This window comes from Chitinophaga sp. 01L420 (assembly GCF_056399985.1).
In genome coordinates, this window is record NZ_JBFTSK010000019.1 from 97788 (window position 1) to 120870 (window position 23083).

Annotated in this window: 18 protein-coding genes; 5 read left to right on the forward strand and 13 right to left on the reverse strand. The window is 45.1% G+C overall.

All coding sequences use genetic code 11. From position 1 onward, the window contains the following. Nucleotides 1-10 precede the first annotated feature (10 nt). The 3 genes from AC1DP6_RS19040 (at nucleotide 11) to AC1DP6_RS19050 (ending at nucleotide 2766) form a co-directional block, all read left to right on the forward strand. Nucleotides 11-694 (forward strand): hypothetical protein, encoded by a 684-nt coding sequence (locus AC1DP6_RS19040; protein ID WP_477025690.1) that lies wholly within the window; start codon nucleotides 11-13, stop codon nucleotides 692-694. A 23-nt stretch (nucleotides 695-717) separates the two neighbouring features. Next, nucleotides 718-1683 carry a DUF5007 domain-containing protein gene (locus tag AC1DP6_RS19045; protein ID WP_477056245.1) on the forward strand — a complete coding sequence of 322 codons (966 nt, stop codon included), beginning with the start codon at nucleotides 718-720 and terminating at the stop codon, nucleotides 1681-1683. Between the two features lie 252 nt (nucleotides 1684-1935). After that, nucleotides 1936-2766, forward strand: a complete 831-nt coding sequence (locus AC1DP6_RS19050; protein WP_477056246.1) for a hypothetical protein — start codon at nucleotides 1936-1938, stop codon at nucleotides 2764-2766. On the opposite strand, the gene AC1DP6_RS19055 is transcribed toward AC1DP6_RS19050, so the two are convergent. From AC1DP6_RS19055 to AC1DP6_RS19100, 10 genes are all read right to left on the reverse strand, one after another. Beyond that, complete coding sequence (locus tag AC1DP6_RS19055) at nucleotides 2763-3275, reverse strand: 2'-5' RNA ligase family protein (RefSeq protein ID WP_477056247.1); 513 nt, start codon at nucleotides 3273-3275, stop codon at nucleotides 2763-2765. The two genes, AC1DP6_RS19050 and AC1DP6_RS19055, sit on opposite strands and share 4 nt — an antisense overlap. Nucleotides 3276-3362: 87 nt before the next feature. Further along, nucleotides 3363-5618 carry a GH92 family glycosyl hydrolase gene (locus tag AC1DP6_RS19060; protein WP_477056248.1) on the reverse strand — a complete coding sequence of 752 codons (2256 nt, stop codon included), beginning with the start codon at nucleotides 5616-5618 and terminating at the stop codon, nucleotides 3363-3365. 115 nt (nucleotides 5619-5733) lie between these two features. Next, entirely contained in the window at nucleotides 5734-7293 is a 1560-nt protein-coding gene (locus AC1DP6_RS19065) for a RagB/SusD family nutrient uptake outer membrane protein (RefSeq protein ID WP_477056249.1), read from the reverse strand. A gap of 45 nt (nucleotides 7294-7338) precedes the next feature. Further along, nucleotides 7339-10326: a SusC/RagA family TonB-linked outer membrane protein gene (locus tag AC1DP6_RS19070; protein ID WP_477056250.1), complete on the reverse strand. Its 2988-nt coding sequence runs from the start codon at nucleotides 10324-10326 to the stop codon at nucleotides 7339-7341. Nucleotides 10327-10465: 139 nt separating this feature from the next. After that, a complete protein-coding gene (locus AC1DP6_RS19075) occupies nucleotides 10466-12322 on the reverse strand; it encodes a carbamoyltransferase family protein (protein WP_477056251.1) in 1857 nt (618 codons plus the stop codon). After that, nucleotides 12322-12471, reverse strand: coding sequence for a DUF5989 family protein (locus AC1DP6_RS19080; protein ID WP_477056252.1), 150 nt, complete (start codon nucleotides 12469-12471; stop codon nucleotides 12322-12324). The genes AC1DP6_RS19075 and AC1DP6_RS19080 overlap by 1 nt, the downstream gene beginning before the upstream one ends. A gap of 21 nt (nucleotides 12472-12492) precedes the next feature. After that, the gene (locus AC1DP6_RS19085) at nucleotides 12493-12882 is read right to left on the reverse strand and encodes an SxtJ family membrane protein (protein WP_477056253.1); all 390 of its coding nucleotides are present in this window, start codon (nucleotides 12880-12882) and stop codon (nucleotides 12493-12495) included. A gap of 3 nt (nucleotides 12883-12885) precedes the next feature. Next, the gene (locus tag AC1DP6_RS19090; protein ID WP_477056254.1) at nucleotides 12886-14943 is read right to left on the reverse strand and encodes an SGNH/GDSL hydrolase family protein; all 2058 of its coding nucleotides are present in this window, start codon (nucleotides 14941-14943) and stop codon (nucleotides 12886-12888) included. Nucleotides 14944-15123: 180 nt separating this feature from the next. Further along, nucleotides 15124-17694: a bacterial transcriptional activator domain-containing protein gene (locus AC1DP6_RS19095; protein WP_477056255.1), complete on the reverse strand. Its 2571-nt coding sequence runs from the start codon at nucleotides 17692-17694 to the stop codon at nucleotides 15124-15126. A gap of 171 nt (nucleotides 17695-17865) precedes the next feature. Further along, nucleotides 17866-18153 (reverse strand): hypothetical protein, encoded by a 288-nt coding sequence (locus AC1DP6_RS19100; protein WP_441577203.1) that lies wholly within the window; start codon nucleotides 18151-18153, stop codon nucleotides 17866-17868. Nucleotides 18154-18688: 535 nt separating this feature from the next. Here AC1DP6_RS19100 and AC1DP6_RS19105 point away from each other — a divergent pair. Next, nucleotides 18689-19585 (forward strand): glycoside hydrolase family 25 protein, encoded by an 897-nt coding sequence (locus AC1DP6_RS19105; protein ID WP_477056256.1) that lies wholly within the window; start codon nucleotides 18689-18691, stop codon nucleotides 19583-19585. A gap of 66 nt (nucleotides 19586-19651) precedes the next feature. On the opposite strand, the gene AC1DP6_RS19110 is transcribed toward AC1DP6_RS19105, so the two are convergent. Both AC1DP6_RS19110 and AC1DP6_RS19115 read right to left on the reverse strand, forming a co-directional pair. Further along, nucleotides 19652-20416 carry a hypothetical protein gene (locus AC1DP6_RS19110; RefSeq protein ID WP_477056257.1) on the reverse strand — a complete coding sequence of 255 codons (765 nt, stop codon included), beginning with the start codon at nucleotides 20414-20416 and terminating at the stop codon, nucleotides 19652-19654. A 103-nt stretch (nucleotides 20417-20519) separates the two neighbouring features. Beyond that, complete coding sequence (locus AC1DP6_RS19115) at nucleotides 20520-21416, reverse strand: NmrA family NAD(P)-binding protein (RefSeq protein WP_477056258.1); 897 nt, start codon at nucleotides 21414-21416, stop codon at nucleotides 20520-20522. Nucleotides 21417-21508: 92 nt separating this feature from the next. On the opposite strand from AC1DP6_RS19115, the gene AC1DP6_RS19120 reads away from it, so the two are divergent. After that, on the forward strand, nucleotides 21509-21880 hold the full coding sequence (locus AC1DP6_RS19120; RefSeq protein WP_441577207.1) for a winged helix-turn-helix transcriptional regulator: 372 nt from the start codon (nucleotides 21509-21511) through the stop codon (nucleotides 21878-21880). Between the two features lie 92 nt (nucleotides 21881-21972). Here AC1DP6_RS19120 and AC1DP6_RS19125 read toward each other — a convergent pair whose 3' ends face one another. Continuing rightward, on the reverse strand, nucleotides 21973-23079 hold the full coding sequence (locus AC1DP6_RS19125; RefSeq protein ID WP_477056259.1) for a glycoside hydrolase family 99-like domain-containing protein: 1107 nt from the start codon (nucleotides 23077-23079) through the stop codon (nucleotides 21973-21975). Nucleotides 23080-23083: the final 4 nt, after the last annotated feature.

The following is a 23083-nucleotide window of genomic DNA, read 5'->3' on the forward strand; positions in this document are numbered from 1 at the left end:
AATCAGCTGTATGAAAAATAAATTATGTCTTGGTATCATCGCCTTTGTGAGCATCATCCTGTTTTCCTGTAAAAAGGATTACACCATCGGCGGCAGTGTGCATGATCCGCATGTAAACATGACTACTTACGACTATCTGAAAACAAACCACCTCTTTGATACGATCGTGTTGCTGATTGACAAAACAGGTCTTAAGGATGAAGTAAATGCCAGCGGTACTTTTTTTGCCATCACCAATTACGCGCTGGACAACTATATCGACAAGAAACGTGACGTAGCCAGGCTGACAGATCCCAACGTGAAATTTGACTATGATTCAATAGATTTTAAAGCGATAAAAGATTCTCTCCGTGCCTACATGTTCAAGGATCAGATCACCCTGGACAAGGCCACCAAAGTGGGAAAGTTTTACACCGCCAATGACGGTGAAAAGCGCCTGATACAAGGGATTCCCAGCAGTGATTATACCAACAACGGTGTATTTACACAGTACCCGGTTTACCTGTATCTGACCAAGGTGATCGCTAAGCCAGGCAGACCGGTTCCTCCGGATGAATCAGGGCTACCTAACCTTACGTCTGACCAGTTTTTACAAACACGTTGTCAGACAACAGGCATTATTACCACTACCGGTATATTGCACGTAGTCAATAATGGGCACGTCTTCACTTATTACGCGGATCTGTTTAACTAAGTTTTTACCCTTACGCAATTATCATGAAAAGACATATAAAAACCTTCAGCGCTATACTGCTTGCTGCTACTGCGATATACAGTTGCTCAAAAGTGGAAAACGGTTATCTCAGTGATCAGATACGTTATGTAGATAATCCCATCAGGATAAAACGCGGGCAGGTACAGAAAACCTCCCCTGTGAGCAATGATGGATCCAGTGCACCTGTAACGTATAAGCTGCTGGATATCCGTGATGTCATCAAACATCAGCACTCCGACAGTATGTATGCCAGGTATGAACGCTACGAGTGGACCGCACAGTTTGATCCTACAAAAGATACCACGGTAGCATTACTGAACAAAAAAAGACAAAAAGTAAATACGCCCTGTTGGGAGTTTAATGAGTTCACCGGTTCCTTTACTTTTTTCGGTACTTCCGTGAAAGTGCCGCTTGGCACCTATGAATTTGATATCCAGGCATCCAATCAGAACGGCTCTAAAATTTTCAAGAACATTGCCACCATTACCATGCAGGATGAACCACCCTATAACGTTGGTGACGGCGGGGCTGCCTGGTTCCGGGACGGTACCACCACCAGTGGCGACCTTGGCGCCCCCATTGTCACGATTAAAAAAATATCTGATGAAGGCACCAATATCATCCTGAAGATAGCGGATCAGAATGGCAGGTATTTTAATCCATCTAAAGGAGAAATTATCAGAAGAGGTGACCGCAGTGATTTCCAAACGTACGCCCAGTTCCATCCGCTGGAACTGACAGATACGTCAATGACCTGCAACTTTGAAACAACGCCTTTTCCTTTATTACAGAGTGCTTACGGATACCTGATCTATTATCGTATCCCCAGCAACTTTGTTAAAGTGGATGCCGGCTATGCACCTACCAGTGATCCCATATATAACGTGAATCCAAGGTTCCAGTTCCAGATTTTCCAGGAAGGAACTTACGAGGTAACGGTAAAAGTAAAACATGTGACCAGAAAATAAACGAGATGCAAGCAACAAAAAGCCTTCCCGGTTAAATGGGAAGGCTTTTGTATTTAAACTACCTGAGACTTAGATCATTACCCCATCCTGCTTTCTTCAAACAGGTATTAAATTACTCCACGAAATACCATAGATTTGCCGCGTAATTTTGTACCCTTTATTGTTATCATGTAGTAATGTTAATTATACCGCATTACATTGCTTTGTTTAATCCATAGTTCTAATATTTATACCTATAATAAATTAATACTTATGAAATCTATCTGCCTCATGATGGCGATGCTGTATTGTACCAACGTTTTTGCACAAACACCAACAAATAGGCTCCTGCCAGATGGTTATGCCGGAATAGGTACCACAGCCCCTGCCGCGCCCCTGCACATTAAAAATGGCGTGCAAGAGCTGATGTTGGGAACAGGCACCTCCAGTTCCGGTTATATTTTAAGTATGGGCGCAAATGACGATGCCGCAAACTTCAGCCTGAATTCGAAAGTAAGAGGTTTTGCCTTTAAAAATTTAAACTATAATGGGGACGAAAGGAAACTATTAACGATAAGTCCTGAAGGAAATGTGGAAATAGCCGGTGTCTTCAGATCTACTGCTCCGGTTACTTTTTTCGGACCAGGAACTGCGGCCGATAATAGTATCACCACATCTAAGAGAGGGATATTCTTGGATAATGGTGTCAGTACCGCGTGGGATCTGTTTACTTTACAGAATGCATCCGGTATACAATTTAAAGTGGCAGGTAACGGTAATGTAGGCATAGGAGTTAATCCCAATAGTTATAAGCTGGCTGTAAACGGGATTATTGCCGGGCGCCGTGTAAAAGTAACACAGGAAACCTGGGCTGATTTTGTATTTCACAGCAACTATCACCTCCCTGCATTATCCGAAGTGGAAAATTATATCCGCGAAAACCAGCATTTACCCGGCATTCCCACAGAAAAACAAGTAAAAGAAGAAGGCATAGACCTGGGCGAAATGAATAAATTATTGCTGCAGAAAATTGAAGAACAAATGTTATACATCATTCAATTGAATAAAAAAGTACAGGAGTTATCCGCAAAAATCAAAGATTAAGCAGGACGCTGTTCTGTAAAACAAAGCGTTTTCACTAAACCCCAGGGCCCCTTCTCATAACGCCACAACTGCAGGCCGGTAGCTTGTATGTCAAATGGCTGGAAATCCGCCAGCAGCTTTTCATACACTCCCTGTGCCTTCCAGGCTGTCACCTTGTTCATAATGGTAATATGTGGTCGTAAAGGTTGTTGATCACGCCAGATCAGCCAGGGCGCCCATTCCTGTTGTAACGACAGATGCAGTACCTGCAATGGTCCGGATGTAAGCGTATAGGCAATACCGTGAGCGTAACGTTGCAATCCGTTCACCTGTAAAGTAAAGACGGCTGGCGCCTGAATTTTGGCAAGAGCAGCAACAACGCGTGGCTCATCTGCCGGCAGGCGGTGAAATAAGGTAAGATGGGCATCCACCACATTGGCATAAGCCGGGTAATACAAACGGCGCAACCGGTTAAAAAGGCCGGTGGCAGCAGGATCCAGTTGTAAAGTAAGAATCAGTGCTGATGTCATATACACAAAAATAAGAAAGGCCGCGCTAATGCGGCCTGTTCTTACGTCTTCATCAATGTTACCGGCTCACTAAACCGGAAAACGATTTTACTGAACACCCCAGCTTTTGTTAGGCTTAGGTCCCATGAACAGTTCCAGGGTACCACCATCTACCAGTTGCTGATGGGTGAAAGTAGGTTTGTTTAAAGGCTTGCCGTTAAACTTCGCCTGCTGTATATATTTGTTGACCACCGAGCTGTTGTGTGCAACAATGGTAAATTGCTTTTTATTGGGCAAGGCAATGCTTATGTTCTCAAATACAGGACTACCAATGGTATACTCAGGAATACCCGGTGTGAGCGGATAAAAACCCATAGAAGAAAATACCACGAAGGCAGACATCCCACCACCATCTTCATCACCGGGAATACCGAAGATGTTATCCTTGAACCAGGTGTCCAGCAGGAAGCGGATACGCTCCTGCGTTTTCCATGGCGAACCGGTATAGTTGTACAGGTAAGGAATATGGAAACTGGGCTCATTTCCCATAGAGTACTGACCAACCAGGCCAGTGGCATCAGGGAATTTGCTCCAGAAAGCATAACGCGACATATCCAATGGTTCGCGGAACAACTGATCCAGCCTGTTTTCAAATGCCTGTTTACCACCCATGAGTCCAATCAAACCAGGAATATCCTGTTGTACCTGCCAGAGGTAAGTCCAGCCATTGTTTTCATCGTAGTAATCACGACTGCCCATGCCGCCGTCATATTTTACATTAATATCTATCCAGTCGCCCTTCTCATCTTTCGGCAAAAAGAATTGCTTATCGGCGTTCCACAGGTTTTTATAATTTTTTGCCCTTGGTGCAAAAAGACGCTGATCATCTTTCTTATTCAGATCTCCTGCCAGTTCCGCAAGTGCCCAGTCATCGTAGGCGCCGCCCAGCGTTACTGCTACGGCCTGCCGTTTTTCAAATGGATGCACTTCTGCTACGGTTTCCTTCTCCCCTATATGTAAAGCGGGGAAATAACCTTTGGTATGATAGATATCATCCAGTACGGTTTTAGGACCATTACGCCATGGCAACATGGTAGCATCCGTGGCATTTTTACGCATGCCTTCGTAGGCTTTTTCAATATCAAATTTCTTCAACCCTTTTCTCCAGGCATCCAACACTACCACAGAAGAATGAAAACCATTCATACAGGCATGATCTCCAAACAACACCGGGAAAGTAGGCAGCCAGCCACTTTGCTCATACATGTGTACGAACGACTCGAGCATATCTTCTTCCTTCGCAGGATTGAGGATCATTCTCAGCGGATGTAGTGCCAGGTAAGTATCCCAGGTCCAGTCATCTACATAAAAAGGACGGTTGTCTTTATGGATCTGCTTATCATAGCCACTGTAATACTGTCCGTCTTCGGTAATATCCACGGCTCTTTCATACGAGCGATATAAAGCCGTGTAGAAAGAACGTTGCTGTGCCAGGGTCCCTCCCTTTACTCTGATCTGCGACATTACATCGGACCAGACTTTTTTACCGTTGGCGGCTACGGCATCAAATTGCTGACGACTGATTTCGTCTTCATAGCTTTTCTTTGCCTGTGCCGGGCTGATATAACTAATGCCATATTTAAAAGTGACTTCTTTTGTAGTGGCAGGAAAACTGATATAAGCTTTAACGCCTTTACCAGCAATGCTTTTATTGTTAGTCAATTGTCCCTGTTCTACTACACCAGGTGTGCCGGCTTCACTGAAAACGCCATACATATATACCTTCACGTAACCATTATAAGTTTCCATACCAGTCATTACATTACCCGGCAGGAAGCTATACGAGGCATCGCCGTCGTTGTATACATCAAATAATAAAGATTTATTTTTCCCCTGCGGAAAACGAAAACGATAGTAGCCCGTTTTTTTACCGGCGGTAAATTCTACGTTTACTTCTTCATTCAGTAACCAGGTGGAATAATACCAGGGCTGATTGATTTCCAGGTTATGATCATATGCCAGTCTTTTCTCCCATCCGGCTGCTGCGGGAGCTTCTACAGAAGGTTTCACCGAAAATACCTGTCCTAATCTGTGCGATACAATGGTCAATGGAAAATCGGAGATCTGGTCATCCATGTAGTCCTTGCGTTGCGGCGTAAACCGGATCAGCTGATTGGGCAACTGCACCGTAGGACGGGTAGGCTCCAGCAATTGTCCAACGTTGCCAATGGTAGGGTCAATCAGGTCAACAGGCTGCTTATGGCCGGGAATTGTGTCCGGAACAGCCGCTGTAGCGCTGCCAGTCAAGCATACAAAGGGTGTCAGCAACAAAAGGCTGCACAGCTTCCACATTGTTTTTTTCATTCACTAAAGTTTATGCACAGTAAGAAATTCTCGTAGTCTGCGCAGCGAATTAACAAAATAGTTTAATCATACACAAGGCATGATTAAACTATTTATAGGCCAAATCAAAAATTGCTTAGTAAGATGGGTTCTGTGTCCATCCCGGGCTCAGGCTCAGATCACGGAAAATGATCGGAGCAAGATACTTAGGTGCAGGGTTACTGGCTGAGTTAGTATTGATCGCATTCTGTTCTGCTGTTTTGCTACGCTGTGCCAATACTTTTGGCAGCAATTGCAAACGGCAGATATCAAACCATCTCTGACCAAACTCACCGGCAAATTCATAGGCACGTTCGTATACTACTGAATCACGGAAGGCAGTAGCAGATAATCCGGGTGTGAGATTGGGCAACCCTGCACGGTGCCTTACCAGGTTGATGGCATCATAAGCCGGACCGGAAGGTGTACCACTGGCCATGGTAGAAGCTTCTGCATAAATCAGCAGTGGCTCTGCATAGCGGATGATATCCGTTGTTTTATTGGTACTTGGTTGAATAGTCTGAATGGTAGTAGCGGTTTCTTTTACGCCATCATTCAGCCCGTGACGGAACTTATTATAGTAAGGATGCCTGGCGTTGGTACGTGCATCATCCCAATTAACCAGGGTGTATGTTACCTGATCGGGATTGCGCAGTTTGATGGTGGTGTAGAAAGTCTGGTCGGTACGCTTACACTTAGGTGCATTCAGATAGAAATTCACCTCAGGATAGAAGTCGTCCCATCCACTGGAACCATCCAGCCCCAATTCTTCCAAAGGCACGCTGGTAGAACCGAATGAACGGTTAGGCGCGTTGCCGCCTACATTAAACTCGATACCGAAAATACTTTCTGCATTATTATTAGTAGTAAATACCTGCAGATAATCTCCTACAAGTGAATACTTATTGGACTTGATCACCGCATCGGCTTCTGTAGCAGCCAGTGCATAGTTGGAAGTCTGGTTCAGCGGCCATCCTGCCATAGTCAGGTATACATTGGCGAGCAAAGCTCTGGCAGCGAGACTGCCCGGACGGCTGATATCTGCGGCAGCTGTCCACTTGTCAGGCAACATACCGATCGCCTGTTTCAGGTCATTTACGATGAACGCATATACTTTACCCACGTCTTCTCTGGGTGGCACGATCGCAATTTCTGCTTTCTTATCTACAATAGGCACCGCACCAAATGTTCTAACCAGCATAAAGTAGCCCAATGCGCGCATGAAGTAAGCCTGTCCGGCTGAGTAGTTCCGGGCATTGATGCTGTTCTGGTCTGTGGTGGGTACTTTCTCATAATTGGCCAGCACGTTGTTCGCCTGGTAAATGGCGTTCCATGGGCCATCCCATTGTGCTTTCAGCCCCTCATTGGTACTAAGTCCTTCCAGCTTATCAAAATCGCGGAAGTCCTGTTTGTTTAATCCCTTATCCGTGGTGAGGTCATCTGCGCCAAAGTAGGAAGTCATTTTATTGGTGAAAGCCCATGCGCCATCCACGCTTAATTTCTGAAAAATAGAAGCAACGGCTGCATCCAGATCTTTCTGGGTGGCAAAATAATTATCAGGTGTTAAGTTACCTTTTGGATCTTCCGTCAGCTTTACGCAGGAGGCAGTTCCCAATACTGCCGCCAGTGCTAAAGGCATGAAATATTTAAAGTTCATAATCGTAGTTTTTTGAAAAATGGAATCCTTCGCTGTCAATATCAATTATAATCCAAGTCTTAAACCGATAGTGTAGGTTTTAGGATTCGGAATAGTTCCTGTTTCCAGCCCCTGGGTGATACCATTGGTAGCATTGGTTACCTCTGGATCGTAGCCAGGATAGTTGGTGATAGTAAACAGGTTCTGTGCACTCACATAAATATCGAAGCTGCGAACTTTGATCCTGCTCAGTAAGCTTTCAGGGAAAGCATACGTCAGGGAGATATTTTTCAGTTTAATATAGCTGGCATCGTATACCCAACGACTGCTGGTCAGGTAGCTCTTACTGGTGTAAGTAGGTACTTCTGTTTCTTTCTCCGATGTCCACATATTCAGTACTTCAGTAGAAGTAGCATGACGGGCATCACCTAAACCACCCAGTGTATAAGGTGTGGTGAAAGAGTAGATCTGGTTGCCCTGTGTACCCTGGAACATAATGTTCATACTCCAGTTACCGTAAGACAGGTCATTGATGAAACCAAAACCATATTTGGGAGAACCATGACCTATTACCTGCAGATCTGGTGTGCCATCGCCATTCAGGTCTTCGTATCTCGCATCACCCGGTTTTGCACTGTATTTAGCTGCTTCGGCTGCATCTTTGGTTTTCCAGGTACCCAGGAATTTGTAACCATAGAAAGAACCCAGTGGTTCACCTACTTTCAGGATAGCGGCGCCGGTTTGTGCAGATCCGATATTGTTAACGATGATATTATCCACTCCACCCAGGTCTATCACCTTGTTGCGGTTGAAGGAAATATTAAAGTTGGAGGTCCATTTAAATTTATTACCAACTACTGGCGTACCACCGATGCTGAACTCCAGCCCTTTGTTTTCCAGGCTACCAATGTTTTTCTGGTAGTTTCCACCACCATAGTAACCTGCGTTGATTACGTTATACAACAGGTCAGTTACTTTACGCTGATACGCATCTGCGGTAAAGGTTAAGCGGCCATGAAAAAATTCCATATCCACACCGGCATCATAAGTGGTGTTACGCTCCCATTTCAGGGTTTGGGATACTGGTGTTCCCAGTGGAGTAGAAACGCTCGGTGTAGATCCATCGAAGTAGTAAGCTGGTCCGCCACTGCTCACCTGTGCAATGGTAGCATAAGCAGGAACGGATTGGTTACCGGTTTGTCCATAGCTGGCACGTACTTTCAGACCAGAAAGTACACCCGCATTCCGCATGAAATTTTCTTTGTCAACTACCCAGCCTAATGCTACGGATGGGAAAGTAGAATATTTCTCGGTCAGATGAGAAGATCCGTCTGTACGAACAGCAGCCGTTAGCAGGTACTTATCTTTATAGGCGTAGTTGATCCTTCCCATGTAAGAAATCAACGCATCTGCCCAGTAACCACTGGTAGTGAGCTGTGTAGCACCCAAACCGAGGTTGTAATAACCATTGTTGTAGGTTGACAGGTTTTTAGACTGCGACTTTACATTGGTATTGGTTTTAGATGCTTGCTCAAACAAGGCGGTAGCCGTGATGGAGTGATCGCCAAACTTATTGCTGTAAGTCAGGAAGTTACTATTCTGCCAGCTTCTGTAACGGTTGGTTTCAGCCTGCGCATAGTCCCCACCCACTTTACCTTCGTTGGTTTGCGGTGGGAATAAGGATTGAGTTAACTGTGACTGTAACTCATAACTGTTATTGGAAGTAAAGGTCAGATGATCCAGGATGCGATAAGTAAATACGCCTGTAGCTGTTACGTTGGTAGTGCTGCCATCTACAGACCTGTTCCTCGCATTCGCCACCGGGTTGTACTGATTGGATGCAAACGCTGAACCCGGAACATATTTACCGGAAGCATCTCTTACAGGAGCGGTAGGATCCCACTGGAAGCTCTGTGCAAATGGATCAGTGATATCACCAGAGAAATCAGTATTGTGTGTTTGAGGCAATACAGCGGTAATATTTACCTTGAAGCTCATCCTGTCGTTCAGGTTTGCATCAATGTTTGCCCTCAGGGTATTTCTCTTATACCACTGGTTAATTAATAAGCCGGGTTGATCGAGGTGATTGTAAGAGAAGAAATATTTTATATTCTCTGAACCACCGGAAACACTTACCTGGTAATTCTGGATCAGGGGAGACTGGATCAGTTCATCCTGCCAGTCGGTACCCGGATTTGTTTTAAATCCATCCAACTGTGTTTGTGTAAATGGTTTGGTAGCGGAAGGATCTTTTGCAATGGTGTAAATGTTCACCTGGTTAGCGAAATCATACGCATTCATTAAACTCAACTTCTTAGGAATTTCAGCTTTACTCAGCCAGGTACTGAAATCAACGCGTGGCTTACCAGTTTTACCGGTTTTGGTAGTGATCAGCACCACACCGTTGGAACCTCTCGAACCATAAATCGCTGTAGCAGATGCATCTTTCAAAATCTCCATAGATTCGATATCTGCCGGACTGATAGACTCAATACTTCCACCGATATAGCCATCTATTACATACAATGGATCATTACTGCCACTCGCAGAGCTGGCGCCACGGATTCTTACGCTCATCCCCTTACCTGGCTGACCGCTGTTACTCTGAACAGTGACACCGGAAGTGGTACCCTGCAAAGCCTGCTCTACTCTTACCAGCGGACGCTTGGCAATTTCAACCGCTTTTACGGTGCTTGTAGCACCCGTTACATCTCTTTTCTTTTGTGTACCATAACCTACTACGACCACATCATTCAGTGACCGTGAATCTGCTTTCAAATGAACGGTGATATTATCACCAGTGATGGCTACTTCTTCCGTGATGTAGCCGATGTAAGAAATTACCAGTATCGGAGACGCGGCATCGCCGGTTGCGATCTGGAAGTCGCCCGTACCATTGGCTGGACTTGAGATGTTGGTACCTTTTACTCTTACAGTTGCTCCGGGTAGTGGTTGGCCGGCTTCATCCAGCACTTTACCCTTTGTCAACTGCTTTTGTGCATAGGCCTGCAGCAGGCCCGATGCGAGGAGCATCAGCAATAGTAATCTTTTCATAACGCGAACGATATTTCGATTGATAAAAAATAATACCCTGCAAGTAAGTATCATTGGCCTAACAACCGCGCTAATAATGAACTAACAAGGGCATTAATGTTATATTTTTTTTAAAATTTTAGTGAGATGAATAACGTGATCAGTCTTTATCGAATGCTGTAAACATATTTGCGGGCAAAGCTTTTTGCTCACTGCGTTCAAAAACATAATTACCTGTTACGAGATAATCCATTTCTGTACGCATAAATGCCAGCCACGCATCGGATGGTGTGTTCACTACCGGCTCTCCTCTTACATTAAAAGAGGTGTTGATAAGCATCGCACAACCAGTAAGTTTTTTAAAACTATTAATAAGTGCCCAGAACTTTGGATGAAGCGTACGATGCACGGTTTGTACGCGCGCAGAATAATCTACGTGTGTAATGGCAGGAACGGTAGAACGTATTTCATATAACCGTTCATATAAAGTAGGGGCATCATCATTCAGGGCAAGCCGCAACGATTTTTTTACCGGTATTACAAATAACATATAAGGAGATGCCATGCTCACTTCAAAATAATCGGCCGCATCTTCCGCTAATACTGCCGGTGCAAACGGACGGAAACCTTCGCGGAATTTAATCTTCAGATTGATCAGGCGTTGCATATCCGCCTTTCGCGGATCTGCCAGAATACTGCGGTTGCCGAGTGCGCGCGGACCAAATTCCATCCGGTCCTGGTACCAGCCTACTACTTTTCCTTCAGATAACTTTGTACTGATAAAATCCGTTAGTGCGTTAAAATCTGACCAGTGCGTTCCTTGTGCATTGTACCGACTCATCATATTTTTGATATCGCGGTCGCCATAGGCCGGACCAAGGAATGCGCCCTGCATACCATCTTCTCCCGGAACAAAAATCCGCTCTTGTTCCATACCAATGTAGTACGCTGCATATGCCGCGCCGATAGCCCCGCCGGCATCACCGGCCGCCGGCTGTATCCATATATCTGTAAAAAAACCAGCCTCCCTGATCTTGCTGTTGGCCACCCCATTCAATGCCACGCCACCTGCCATCACCAGGTGATGACTACCCGTAATTTCTTTTGCCGTGCGTGCCAGCGCTACCACTATTTCTTCCGTTACCTGCTGAATAGCCATCGCCAGGTTCATGTGCTCCTGTGCGATATCCGACTCCGGCTCCCGCCGCACCATGCCAAACAAGGCTTCCCATTTTGCCGTAGCCGTCATTTTCATGCCAGTGGCAAATTCAAAGTAGTCCATGTTCAATAACAGCGATCCGTCTTTTCGTATATCCACTAACGTGGCAAGGATCTTTTCCCGGAAAGCAGCTGTCTGCATGGATTCCCGCTGCCCATACGGCGACAGCCCCATTAATTTATATTCACCGCTGTTTACTTTAAAGCCCAGGAAATAAGTAAAGGCAGCGTATAATAAACCTGGTGAATGCGGAAAGCGCAGCTCCCGCAACACGGTAATATCTTTTCCTTTTCCATAGGAAATGGTAGTCGTTGCCCACTCTCCCACACCATCCACCGTGAGTATGGCCGCTTCTTCATAAGGCGAAGGATAAAAGGCACTGGCTGCATGTGATAAATGATGCTCCGGAAAATGCAGCGGGATATTGCTGCTGGCTCCGAGCGCCCGAAACTCTTTGCGCAACAACTTCTTCATAAACACCTTCTCTTTCATCCATACCGGCATCGCTGCCAGAAAGCTACGCCAGCCCCGTGGTACAAACGCATGATACGTTTCCAGCAATCGCTCAAATTTCAATAACGGCTTATCATAAAATGCCACCGCGGTGAGTTCATTAAATGAAATGCCTGCTTCTGACAATACATATTTAATCGCCTGTGCCGGAAAAGAAGGATCCTGTTTGATGCGGGTAAACCGCTCTTCCTGGGCAGCCGCCACTATCTGTCCATCTATTATCAGCGCCGCTGCACTATCATGATAAAATGCTGATATACCCAGAATGATTTTCCTCAATGCCATTAAAATATGGAGTAAATAAAAGGTGCCAGTGCAGATATACTGGTCAATGCCACCAATGAAGCCAGCAATAACAGCATGACAATCAAAGGAAGCAACCAGAACTTTTTACGTGTTTTTAAAAAGTGAAATAGTTCCTGCAGAAATTCCATCACGTGTGAATTATAGTTATTTTAAAATGTATGCTGCAAATCTTCTTTCGTATATAAATGATTTCGTACTACCATCACCGAGGCATCGTCCTTTTTAAAGCGGCGCAGCAGCAAACTATCCCTGCCACGCCGTTTGCGCCATAATCCTACCGGTAATACCACCAGCACAAAAACAAGTGTCAGCAATATGCGTATATTTATTTCACCGAGTATTTTTGAAAAGCCAAACCATATCCAGGCCAGCGGATGAAAAAGTCGCGGTACTAAAATAGTGATCGCCAATGCCACCAATGCCAGTGCCACCAGTTGAAAATTCCGGTAATACAACGCGGCCACGATAGCTGCCAACACAACTACCTGTCCGAATTCTATGCATTGCTGCCGGGTGATAACGGCGGAACTTTTCTGCATGACCTATACTTTTTTCAGCTGACTTTGTAATGCGAGTGCGGCTTTGTTGCCGGGTGATGTTTGTAATACCTTTTCTACATATAACTCCGCACCTGGTTTATTACCCATCTTAAAGTACCGCTCGGCTATTTCATTCATGACGTCTACATTCCCGGGGGCTTTTGCGGCTGCCTGCTGCAATTGCACCACCTGCATCAGTAACGTTTTCACGGGTGCTAAATTTAAATGCTGCTCATTATTGGCGATGGCGTAATCGAGATAAGGCAATGCCTCGGTTGTTTTATCCTGTTGCAGGTACAATACAAAAAGCATCCTGGCCGACTTAAAAGAAGGCGATAAAGAGAATGCCTGTCTGAAATAAAAAGTGGCCGCAGCGGTATTATTTTCTTTGCCGTTATAGTTAGCAGCTACTTCATACCAGGCCGCTTCCGTTGGATGCTCCTGTACAAATGCTTCTGCAATGGTGCCTGCTTTCGACAAATTGCCCTGCTGATTGTATGCCTGATATAGTTGCTCCATGGCGGCAGCCCAGGAAGTATGTCTGAAAGCAACTTCATAAGCAAGTTGTTCTTCCGGGGTGGAAATCAGCGTAGTATCGCTTGTTGTTGAAGTAGTATTAAAAGGCTTGCTGCTTTTCAGCTTGGCTATTTTATAAGCACCCGATAAGGAATCTACAATCGTTAATGGCATGTTTTGTTGTAAGGCGGCAAAGGTCATTTCTTCGGCAGCACTTACTTTTATAAGGCCCTGTTGTTTCATGGCTTTATAAAAAGCATCGGATAATATAGCGTATCCTTTCAGGTCCGGATGCACATGTTCAAGAATCAGGTCATTGCCGATGATATGCCCCTTGCTGTTGGCTTCAAATGCCGCATTGGCATCTACCAGGTGTGCGTTTTTATATTTGCTGCATAATTCCAGGATGATCAGATTCAGCCGGGAAGGTGCCCGGAACCGAAGGCCATCCAGATCTCTCGCTTTATCGAAATATGCTTTTGCATTGGTAGTATCTCCTTTCTGAAAAAGTAATGTACCCAGGTAATAGTTACAACCGGCATGTACCGGGTAAATATTGTCTGCTGCCAGAAACGCATTTTGCGCAGCTGCGGAGTCGCCGCTGGCTAATAGCTGTTCTCCTTTTTTATACAACGGTGTAAAGCCGGGAAACTTCGTGCTATCGGGTGCGATGCTGATAAAAGGAAACAGGTCCTTTTCTGTGGACACCACGTTACTGAAAAAAACAGGCACCTGCGCTTCGTTGAGCAGGCGCAGGGTGTTGTCCATATTAGCAGTGAACTGCGCCATCCCCTTTTCGTATGTGGGCGATCCAAAAGGAATTTCATGCTCGGCCACCATCAGCTCCATCCGTGTTTTACCTTCGCCTTGCGGGTTGGATGGCTTCAGCGCGGATAATTGCTGCAGCGTATTCGCCATCAACTGCGTGAGGCGGTACTCCCGCAATTGTAAGATGAGGTGAATCAGGAAAGGACTACCTGCTATCTTATCGGTGCTGCCGGTGCCGAGGCAACCATAATACTCATTATGCCCGGTATAAATAAGTACAGCATCCGGCTGATAAGGCAGTAATTCCTTTGCAAACCCTTCTACTGTATAGGAATTAACGCCCGTTAGTGATAGATTAATGATCTCAAGTCGTTTATCCGGGCAGTTATGCATCAACCGGTATTGCAGCCAGCGGTGAAACGAGCCATTATGAAAATAGGGATAGCCGATGGTAGTAGATTCTCCCAAAACAAAAATCCGGAGTGTATTGGTATCCTTTACTTTTTTAAATAACTCTCTGTTGCCGGTAGTGGCAATTTCCTGGTTGGAGAAATATTTACGGGAAGCATCGGGATTCAGTATATAATAGTCGTTGTTGTCGGGAGCAGTAATAAATAACCGCAGGTCATGACCATAATGGAATAATCTTAGTCCTGATTCCAAACCACCCAGCAACATAAAGGGAAAAAGAATGCTGATGATTTTAATCACCAGCATTCTTTTCTTTTGTAATAAAGCGGCCTGAGTGCCATAGTCGTGGAATCTTGTCTTATTCATTTCAATGCAATTTATACGGCCAGCCTTAATAGCAGCACTAATAATGCACTAACTACCGGTATAATCCGGAATAAATATTAGCAGGTTTCTTATTAATATCCAATTAAGCAGGCGTCCCGGCTAATGCAAACGATTGTTAGCCGTTTGTATTTGCCGGGACGCCGGGAGGAAGTAGTATTTTTATTTGTCGCCTGAATAGGCAGTGAACGAATGCGGGAACTCTTCTCCGTACATGTGCAGATATTCTTTGGTGAACTTATTGAAGGCTGTTTTAGACAGGGAATGCCGGCCGAGCAGGACCAGGCTGCTACATTTCAGCCGCAAGGCTTCTTCGTTGACCGGGTCAAACAGGAAGATGCTATCGGCAATTTCTATCAGGAGCTCCGGATCTGTTTTAAACTGCAAAGCCGCTTCGGTTAAAATATCGAGGGCATTATTGGATATCTCCGATTGAATATCTTCCAGCCAGCTGTAATTGGCATCAGGCAGGAAGGAGCCTCTCCGCAGAATACTCAGCAGCTCACGCACCGGTGTTTTTTGCAAAGGGCGTGGTGCCTGCAGCAGGTGTTGAAAATCTGCCAGGTCCATGCGGATATCTGCACTAGCATAGTGCAAGCTCCACCTGTCGGCTTCTTTCACGAATGCACAGGTGCCCAGCTTATCAAGTATGGCTTTCAGCTTCACCATATTTACAGATCGGTTGTTCTGTGCTTCCTTGCTGGATTTATCGCGCCATAAAATAGCATATAGTTTATCAGAAGAAATACCTTTTCCGGAACGGATCGTATTAATGGCGATCAGCAGGAATAATTCCTTCAGTAACGGCGTAAAGAATTTAGTGACATCCTGTCCGTCTTTATCCTGTACTTCAAATGGACCGAAGAAAAAGACATGGCCTTTTTTCTCGGCTTCCCGTACAGGAACGCTCTCTGCTTCTTCTATCAATGCCGGAGCTGGCGGCGGAGCGGCGGGAGCTACAGGTTTTACAGCGGTGGCTGTTGCCGCGGTCACAGGAGCAGTGGTTGTTGTTACTGGCGGTTGCTTGCGGCGCTTCTTCAGGAATAAAAGGATACCAAGCGCGCCCAGTGGAATCAGCAACAGGTAATACCAACCGGCAAAATCCGGGAGACCGGAAGTATCAGTGATCATTACATCCGGTGGAAATTCCAGGGTATATACTTTTACTGCGGTGACATTGTCTTTGGATGTGTATAGTGTTACCGCCACCAGCTTTTTACTGTCTTTGCAATAATATAGGTCTGCGAAAGATTTAATATCATGAAAAGAGTATGGGATCGCATCGGCCAGCGGAGCGTATTTAGGTTCCAGCAATGATCCTTCAATCAGTTGCAGGGTGGTATTGAATTTATCATCCGGAAAAATAAGCGCATAGTAGGCTTTGGTATTCGGGTCTATGACAAGGCTGTTGGCAAAGCAAAACTGCACCGGTGGTTCCGGTAACTGATAAATTTTATGAAAGGAATGATCATTTACCGCAAAGGCCATCAGATCGTAATAGTGCCGTGGGTTCACCACCTGGTTGCCGCTATTGCTACCATATCCTCCAAGGATATAGGCGGTATCGCCATCTGGGGTGCTGCCAACGGCCGCCAGGTAGCGGGGAATGAGGCGTTCACCGGTAGTAGGAATGGAATCCCATTTCCTGTCAGCGAAATGATAGCGTTGCACCGTATTTTTATACTGCATCTGGCCGTAGCCTCCCAGGACATAGAGCGATGAATCTGCTGCTGATATGAATTTATTGGCTTGCCAGAAAACGGTCAGTAAATCCGGCGAATAGGTCACGTCCCATTTACGGGTGGAAGAATCATATGCGCCCGCCTTCTTATGATCAATATAAAAGTTATATAGCTTATTATTAAATGGATTGAACACCGACTGATTACCTGGCATCAAGCTATCCAGTCGTTGGGCGAGCCGGATGCCGTGCGTTTGTTCATTTTTAAAACAGATGCTATATAAAGAGTCCGCGGATACAATATAAAGTACTTCCGTATTTCTGTCGAATGCCACACTTGGCGTACCACTGATTTCCCAATGCTCTACCAGGCTCCAGTTCCGATGTTTGGGTCCTATCCAGTTGGCGTTGTTGATAACAGCAGTTTTTCCTGCTACGATATCAGTGGCGGTATTGCCGGTATTTTCAGAGAGAGGCCAGTTGTATTTAACAGTGCCACTTTCTTTTACCAATATATTCCGGAGGTTCATGGGCGGTATGTCTACCGTTTGAAATCCTTCGTAAGTGTTGGTACCAAAAAATACGCGGGCACATACCGGTGCTCCTAATTTGGCAGGGCCCCTGGCAATAATTTTATCATTTACAGAGATAGCGGCCTCATTATGTTCTACATCAAACCGGATCGAAAAGTGTGTCCATTTGCCGAACAGCGCGAGTGAGTCTACCGCAAACACCCGTGAAAAACTTTCTCCTATCAGGAAATTAAAGGTGCGTTCCTTCTGATTATATACCAGATCTATATTCTGATTATTGGCCGCAATAACTCTTAGTACATATCCGAAATAAGTTTCCTTATAAGGTAAGAAGTTCAGGTCGAAAGAAATCTCTGCGTCTTTCTTAAAACAGAGCGGCCCGGAGGAGGTGAGGTTCAGCGTTGTTCGTCTTTCCTGCACAACTTCATGACTAGAAAAGCGTAATCCATAGGACTGAGCATAACCAGCATTTGTAATCAGGTGAACAGATATAAATAGTAAAAGGATAAATTTCCACATACTCCGCTAAAAAACTAAAATAACTAACTATTTAATATTTTATAGATCTAACGCCACGTGGAATATACAAATAATAAACAAATTAGTGCTTTTTTATGCACTAATAATCAATGACAAATGTAAAATATACACGCTAAGCTGCCTATAACCTTCCTTATAAACAGTTGTTCTTTATTTTAAAAATTGGTTGACTAATACTTCCCATTCCTGCTCTTTCGTATAGGCAGGACGTTTGGTGCCTGCCCGGCGATACCAGTAGTCGGCATTTGATTCGTCTCCCTCTACCCTATGCAGATAGGCATGCACCCGGGCGGCCTCTGTTCCCGGTAAATCATCTACCAGGTCATGCGCTTTTTTCCAGTTGCCTTTGCCATCATACCACAGCGATTCCAGGTACACAGAAAGTTGCTTTGGAGGATGTGCATCCTGCAAGGATTGCTTAAATTCAATAAAATCCATCTTTAAATTTTACCAGCTAATATAAATGTGGGATTCAAATATACGGAAGCAGGGAGCAAAATGGCGCCTTATGATATTAAATTAGCACATAATCAATGATCTTCAATTGTAAGCGTCTATCTTATATTGTTTCCTTTCCTCCCATTTCCCGAAAAAAAATACATTATTCTATCAGGTACCTTTTCATGCTGGACTGGACGGAGTTTAAGCCATAATAATTTTATGTTTTTATTTTTCAGGATTTTGTACTAATTTTTGGGAACTATTTGCCATGCAGATGGGCCCCAAAAGTTAAGACAAGATCCTTTTTTTGACGCTGACATTGGCGGACACCTTTAGTCTGGATACAGGAATCACTATTTGATTTTTAATTCAACCCCAAATAACTACTCATCTCCCCAAAAGATTTTTATGCAAAACACAAAAGTTTTGACGTTATGCCCGTGCGGGCCAGTCCTGCTATTTCAATGGATCATGTGTAATTCACATACCGCTATTTGTTAACTCTTAAAGCAGCAGGAGGCTGCAGCATATTATGCAACTCATCGTAACTGTTAAAAAACTAAACAAGCGGAATCGTGTCCCCGCCAAGCTTACAGACAAAGGCAGTATCATTGGCACGGTGCTTCAGGGATTTAAATTTGAAGGCACAGAAGTAAAAAACATCGCGGACCCTTCACTGGGTAAATGGTACAAAGACCGGGATGGTTATTTTTACTGGGGCGGCGGCCTGATGGCACTCCCCGAGCCTGCAAGGTTTCCGCTGGAGGATTTGCCAATAAATCTTCCGGAGAATTACCTGTTGGGCGCTGACGTTTCGCATTACAACTCGCGGCCCGACTGGGATGCGATGATACATGCCGGTATCAGTTTTGTTTACATCAAAATTTCTGAAGGTGTAGGCACTCCCGACCAGAAAGCCAAAACGCATGCAGAAAATGCGCATGCAAATGGCCTTAAAACAGGTTATTATCATTTCTGCAGACCTGACACCAGGAACGGAGGCACACTGCAAACGGATGCTGTTGCAGAAGCAAATGCCGCGGTGATCATCCTGCAACAGCTCCCGGAACCGGCACTCCCGCTGGTGCTGGACCTGGAAGATCAAAGCAGCTGGGATACGCCCCTCTCCAAAAAAGATTACCTGGCCTGGATAGAAATATTCATTCAACAAATCATTCAATCTACCGGCGTTCCACCAGTGATCTATAGCAGGAAAGAATATCTCGACCGGAAGCTACCAAAAGACCATACGTTGGGGAAATATCCCCTCTGGCTGGCGGCCTATTCCATCAGAGATGCGGACAAACTGAAATGCCCGGTAGGTTGGCAGGACTGGAGCATCTGGCAGTTCTCTGAAAAGGCACACATTGGTGGCAATGCTATGCTGGATTTGAATATCATGAAAGACCTCACAGTGATAATACCCTGATGATGGTTCTAGCTGGCCGTTTCTCCCGATGACAGGTGGCATCGGGTGTAGTCTGCTGTGCGCTGCTTACTTAGCGTTCGATGCATTGCCGGCGCCGGAAAATTCCTTCACAGAATTATACCCACTCATGGCGCTGATGGTAAAAACGCTATCCGCTACTTTATATTTTTTAAGTTGTTCTATGGCATGTGTAAACACGGTGGTCTCTATGACCTTTCCAACAGGTACCCGCGACTCTGTGACAGCTTTTACCGGCAGAAAGGAGGTTTGGTTGATATAATAATACACCTTTACTTTTTTATTTCCGATCCCCTCCATTTGCGGCATCAGCTTCCAGCATTTTTCACCGTTAACAACTTCCTCGGGCAGCAGTTGCATTTTATTAATAAGACTATCTGCTTTATACTGCTGCAAAAAGATATTGGCAGAAATAATGAAAGGAAACAATAATTCATCGCTGCGCAGCCGTTTTACTTCGTCAGGATATTTACGTGCATCCGTTACCGTGGCTATTTTTTCGGATAGCTCCACAATAGTTGTTCCATCGTATATTTTGTGATAGGTACTATCATTCCTGACGGCGGCTAATTTGTAGCCGATCACCTTATCCTTACTATTTATTTTGAAATACAAGGTAGACACACTCGCCAAATGAACGGGCTTCTGGCCGGGCACCGATTTTTTATAGTCCTCATTTAAGGTATACTGCCCTGCCGGTGTGCTTCCCACGGCGATATTGATCTTGTTAAGGATTTCCTTCAGTTCATTTTGTTGGGCAAGCGTAGTAAGACTATTCGCCAGCAGGATAAAAATAGGAATGATGTATTTCACTTGTTGAATTTATAGGGCATAGAAAAAATTCGCTGCAATTTCAGCACCTAATATATATAAAATAAATCATCCATTCGTTTTCAACCAATAAAAAAGGTTTTCCTTACGATACGTGGTTGATCTTTTGTTGCAGCCAGGCTTCAAATGTGAGCAATCCGGGATGCCACTGTTGCAAGGCTGGAATATTTACCCGCAAGTCAGCGCTGTTCAACCATTCCACAGCTTCCGCGAGGCGCCCGTCTATTTGCTGCAGGGCTGCCGCCGGAATATTCACATAACTGATTTCCTTACCGGACAAACGCGCCATACAGGCGGCTGTAGCGGCTACCGTTTGTGCATCTCCGGCCAGCTCTATGGATTGGCCGATGAAATGTTGTGGTTGTGCAAATGCAATCGCGGCAAAGGCCCCGATATCTGTGGTGGCCACCAGGTGCTCTTTTACATGAGGCGCAATAGGGCTTGGCAACTGTCCATTCCCTTCCCGGGCCCAGTCCCCCCATCCACCAAAGTAATTTTCCATGAAATTATAGGGACGCAACATCGTAAACGGCAAACCGGAAGCCCGCAGGTATTCCTCTCCCCTGCGTTTCATATCAAAAATGCGCAGCCCGGGAACATCTACGCCGGCTACCGAACAATAAATGAAATGAGCTACCTGATTCGCCACCGCAGCATCTACCACTAGTTGCGCATACCTTACCTGGTCTTCATCTGTGAAACCGGCAGGCGCACCCGGCGTTGCAACACTTTCACTGATGCGCTGCGGCTGAATACTCACCACCCCATACGCTCCCTCAAAAGCCACTTTTAAAGCCGCCGCGTCATTCATATCTCCGGTTACCAGCACAGCGCCTTCCTGCGCCAATGCCTGCGCTTTTGTGGTGGTAGCATCTCTCACCAACGCCTTTACCGTAAATCCTTTTTTTAACACCTGCATTACGGTAGCACTGCCTACCTGCCCGGTGGCACCTGTCACTATAATCGTTTTATCCTGGTTCATTATTATTGATTTTTGTTATGCTAAATTGCATACAAACAGCGTTATTTCACGACACGGTTAACTACAGGTAACCGGCAAATCCGGCAGCAGCAATGATTAGAGTTAAAAAAATAAAGCGTCATTCCGACCAGTGCAAGGAAGCCTTACTGGCGTTGCGCGATAGCGCTGAGTTGTGGAGCGGCAAATGGCGATTGTATATACTGGCTTACCTCTATATCCATGAGGCAGAAACCATTTTTTTTAAACGAATGCAACGCGACCTGGAAGGCATTTCTGCGAAAATGTTATCGAAGGAATTGAAAGAAATGGAAATCAACGACCTCATCATCCGCAGCAGTAGCGAATCCGGACCTGTAGCGGTAAGCTATGCCCTCACGGAATATGGCCGCACCTTTATACCTGTGGCAGAAGCCATGCTCAACTGGGGACTGAATCACCGGAAAAAAGTGAAGGCAGCTATTTAATATTGCTACAAAAAACAAGGGGCTGCAGATCAGCCCCTTCTACTATTACTTGATCAAAAGAGAATTTTCCACGATTCTATAGGTATCCAGGGTTATTTTTTAAATTGTTGTTTAACGATGTTGAGATATACTTCCCCGTAGCTCTGCGCTGGCTCCAGCTGCATATCTTCCTGCCAGTTATTAAATGCATCCACCATCACCATTCTTGTTTTACTGCTGGCATTCATTTTAGCCACATTACACAACTGCCTGAATAAAGCACCACTATCTGAACGCAGATAGTTTGGATTGGTACTGGTAGGGTTGCCTATGAGCCAGTTATATGCCGGCGTAATATTCGGTACATAGTCCGCGCCGAAATTCTGCGCAAAATATTCTTTGGAATATTTCCAGTTCTGATCTATCGCCTGCGGCAGTACATACCAGCGATCCCAGTTGCTGGGCTGTGAACTGAATGACTGATGATAGATGGCATCTACACATCCTTTGAAGCGAATGGCGTAGCGCGCCGGCGGTGTCCAGCGATCCTGCATCCCTACAATGTAAACCTGGATACCTTGTGCATTCAAACGATTCCTGAGGGTATCATAAATCGCTTTGTTATTATCTGAATACAGCACCTGTGCGTTCTGAATATAGATCAGCGGCTTACCATCAATTTTCATGTAGTTGGCATCTTTCATATAAGGTACCGCCCTGCTGAAGTCCTGAAAGAACTGCTCCAGCTTTACCTTGTCTTTTTCCAGCGGATTGGCAGCGCTGACACCGTATGATCCGGTAGAGAAATTGTACATCATGGCAAACTTCATGTTGCCTTCGCCATCAGCATTGATAAAAGAACGGATCACGGTGGAATCTGATTTGAAATTGTTGGCATCTCTGAGCGGCGAACGGAAAGAAAAAACAAAATAATCCAGTCCCGCTTTTTTACCGAAACCGATATGCTTTGCCATTACGCCCGCAGTGGGCACACCGCTGGGATAACTATAAGTGCCCACTACCGGCACTTCTTTAATGACGCCATTCCAGCCACCAAAGCTGTAATAAAAAGCACCTACCACATAATCCTGTGTGACAGGTATTTCATTTATTTTATAATTCAGCACATTATCATCTACAGACGGTCCTGTCATGTCTTTCTTACATGCGTATAACAACAGGCACACCGCAGCAGCAAAAAGTATATTAAAACGTTTCATGGTT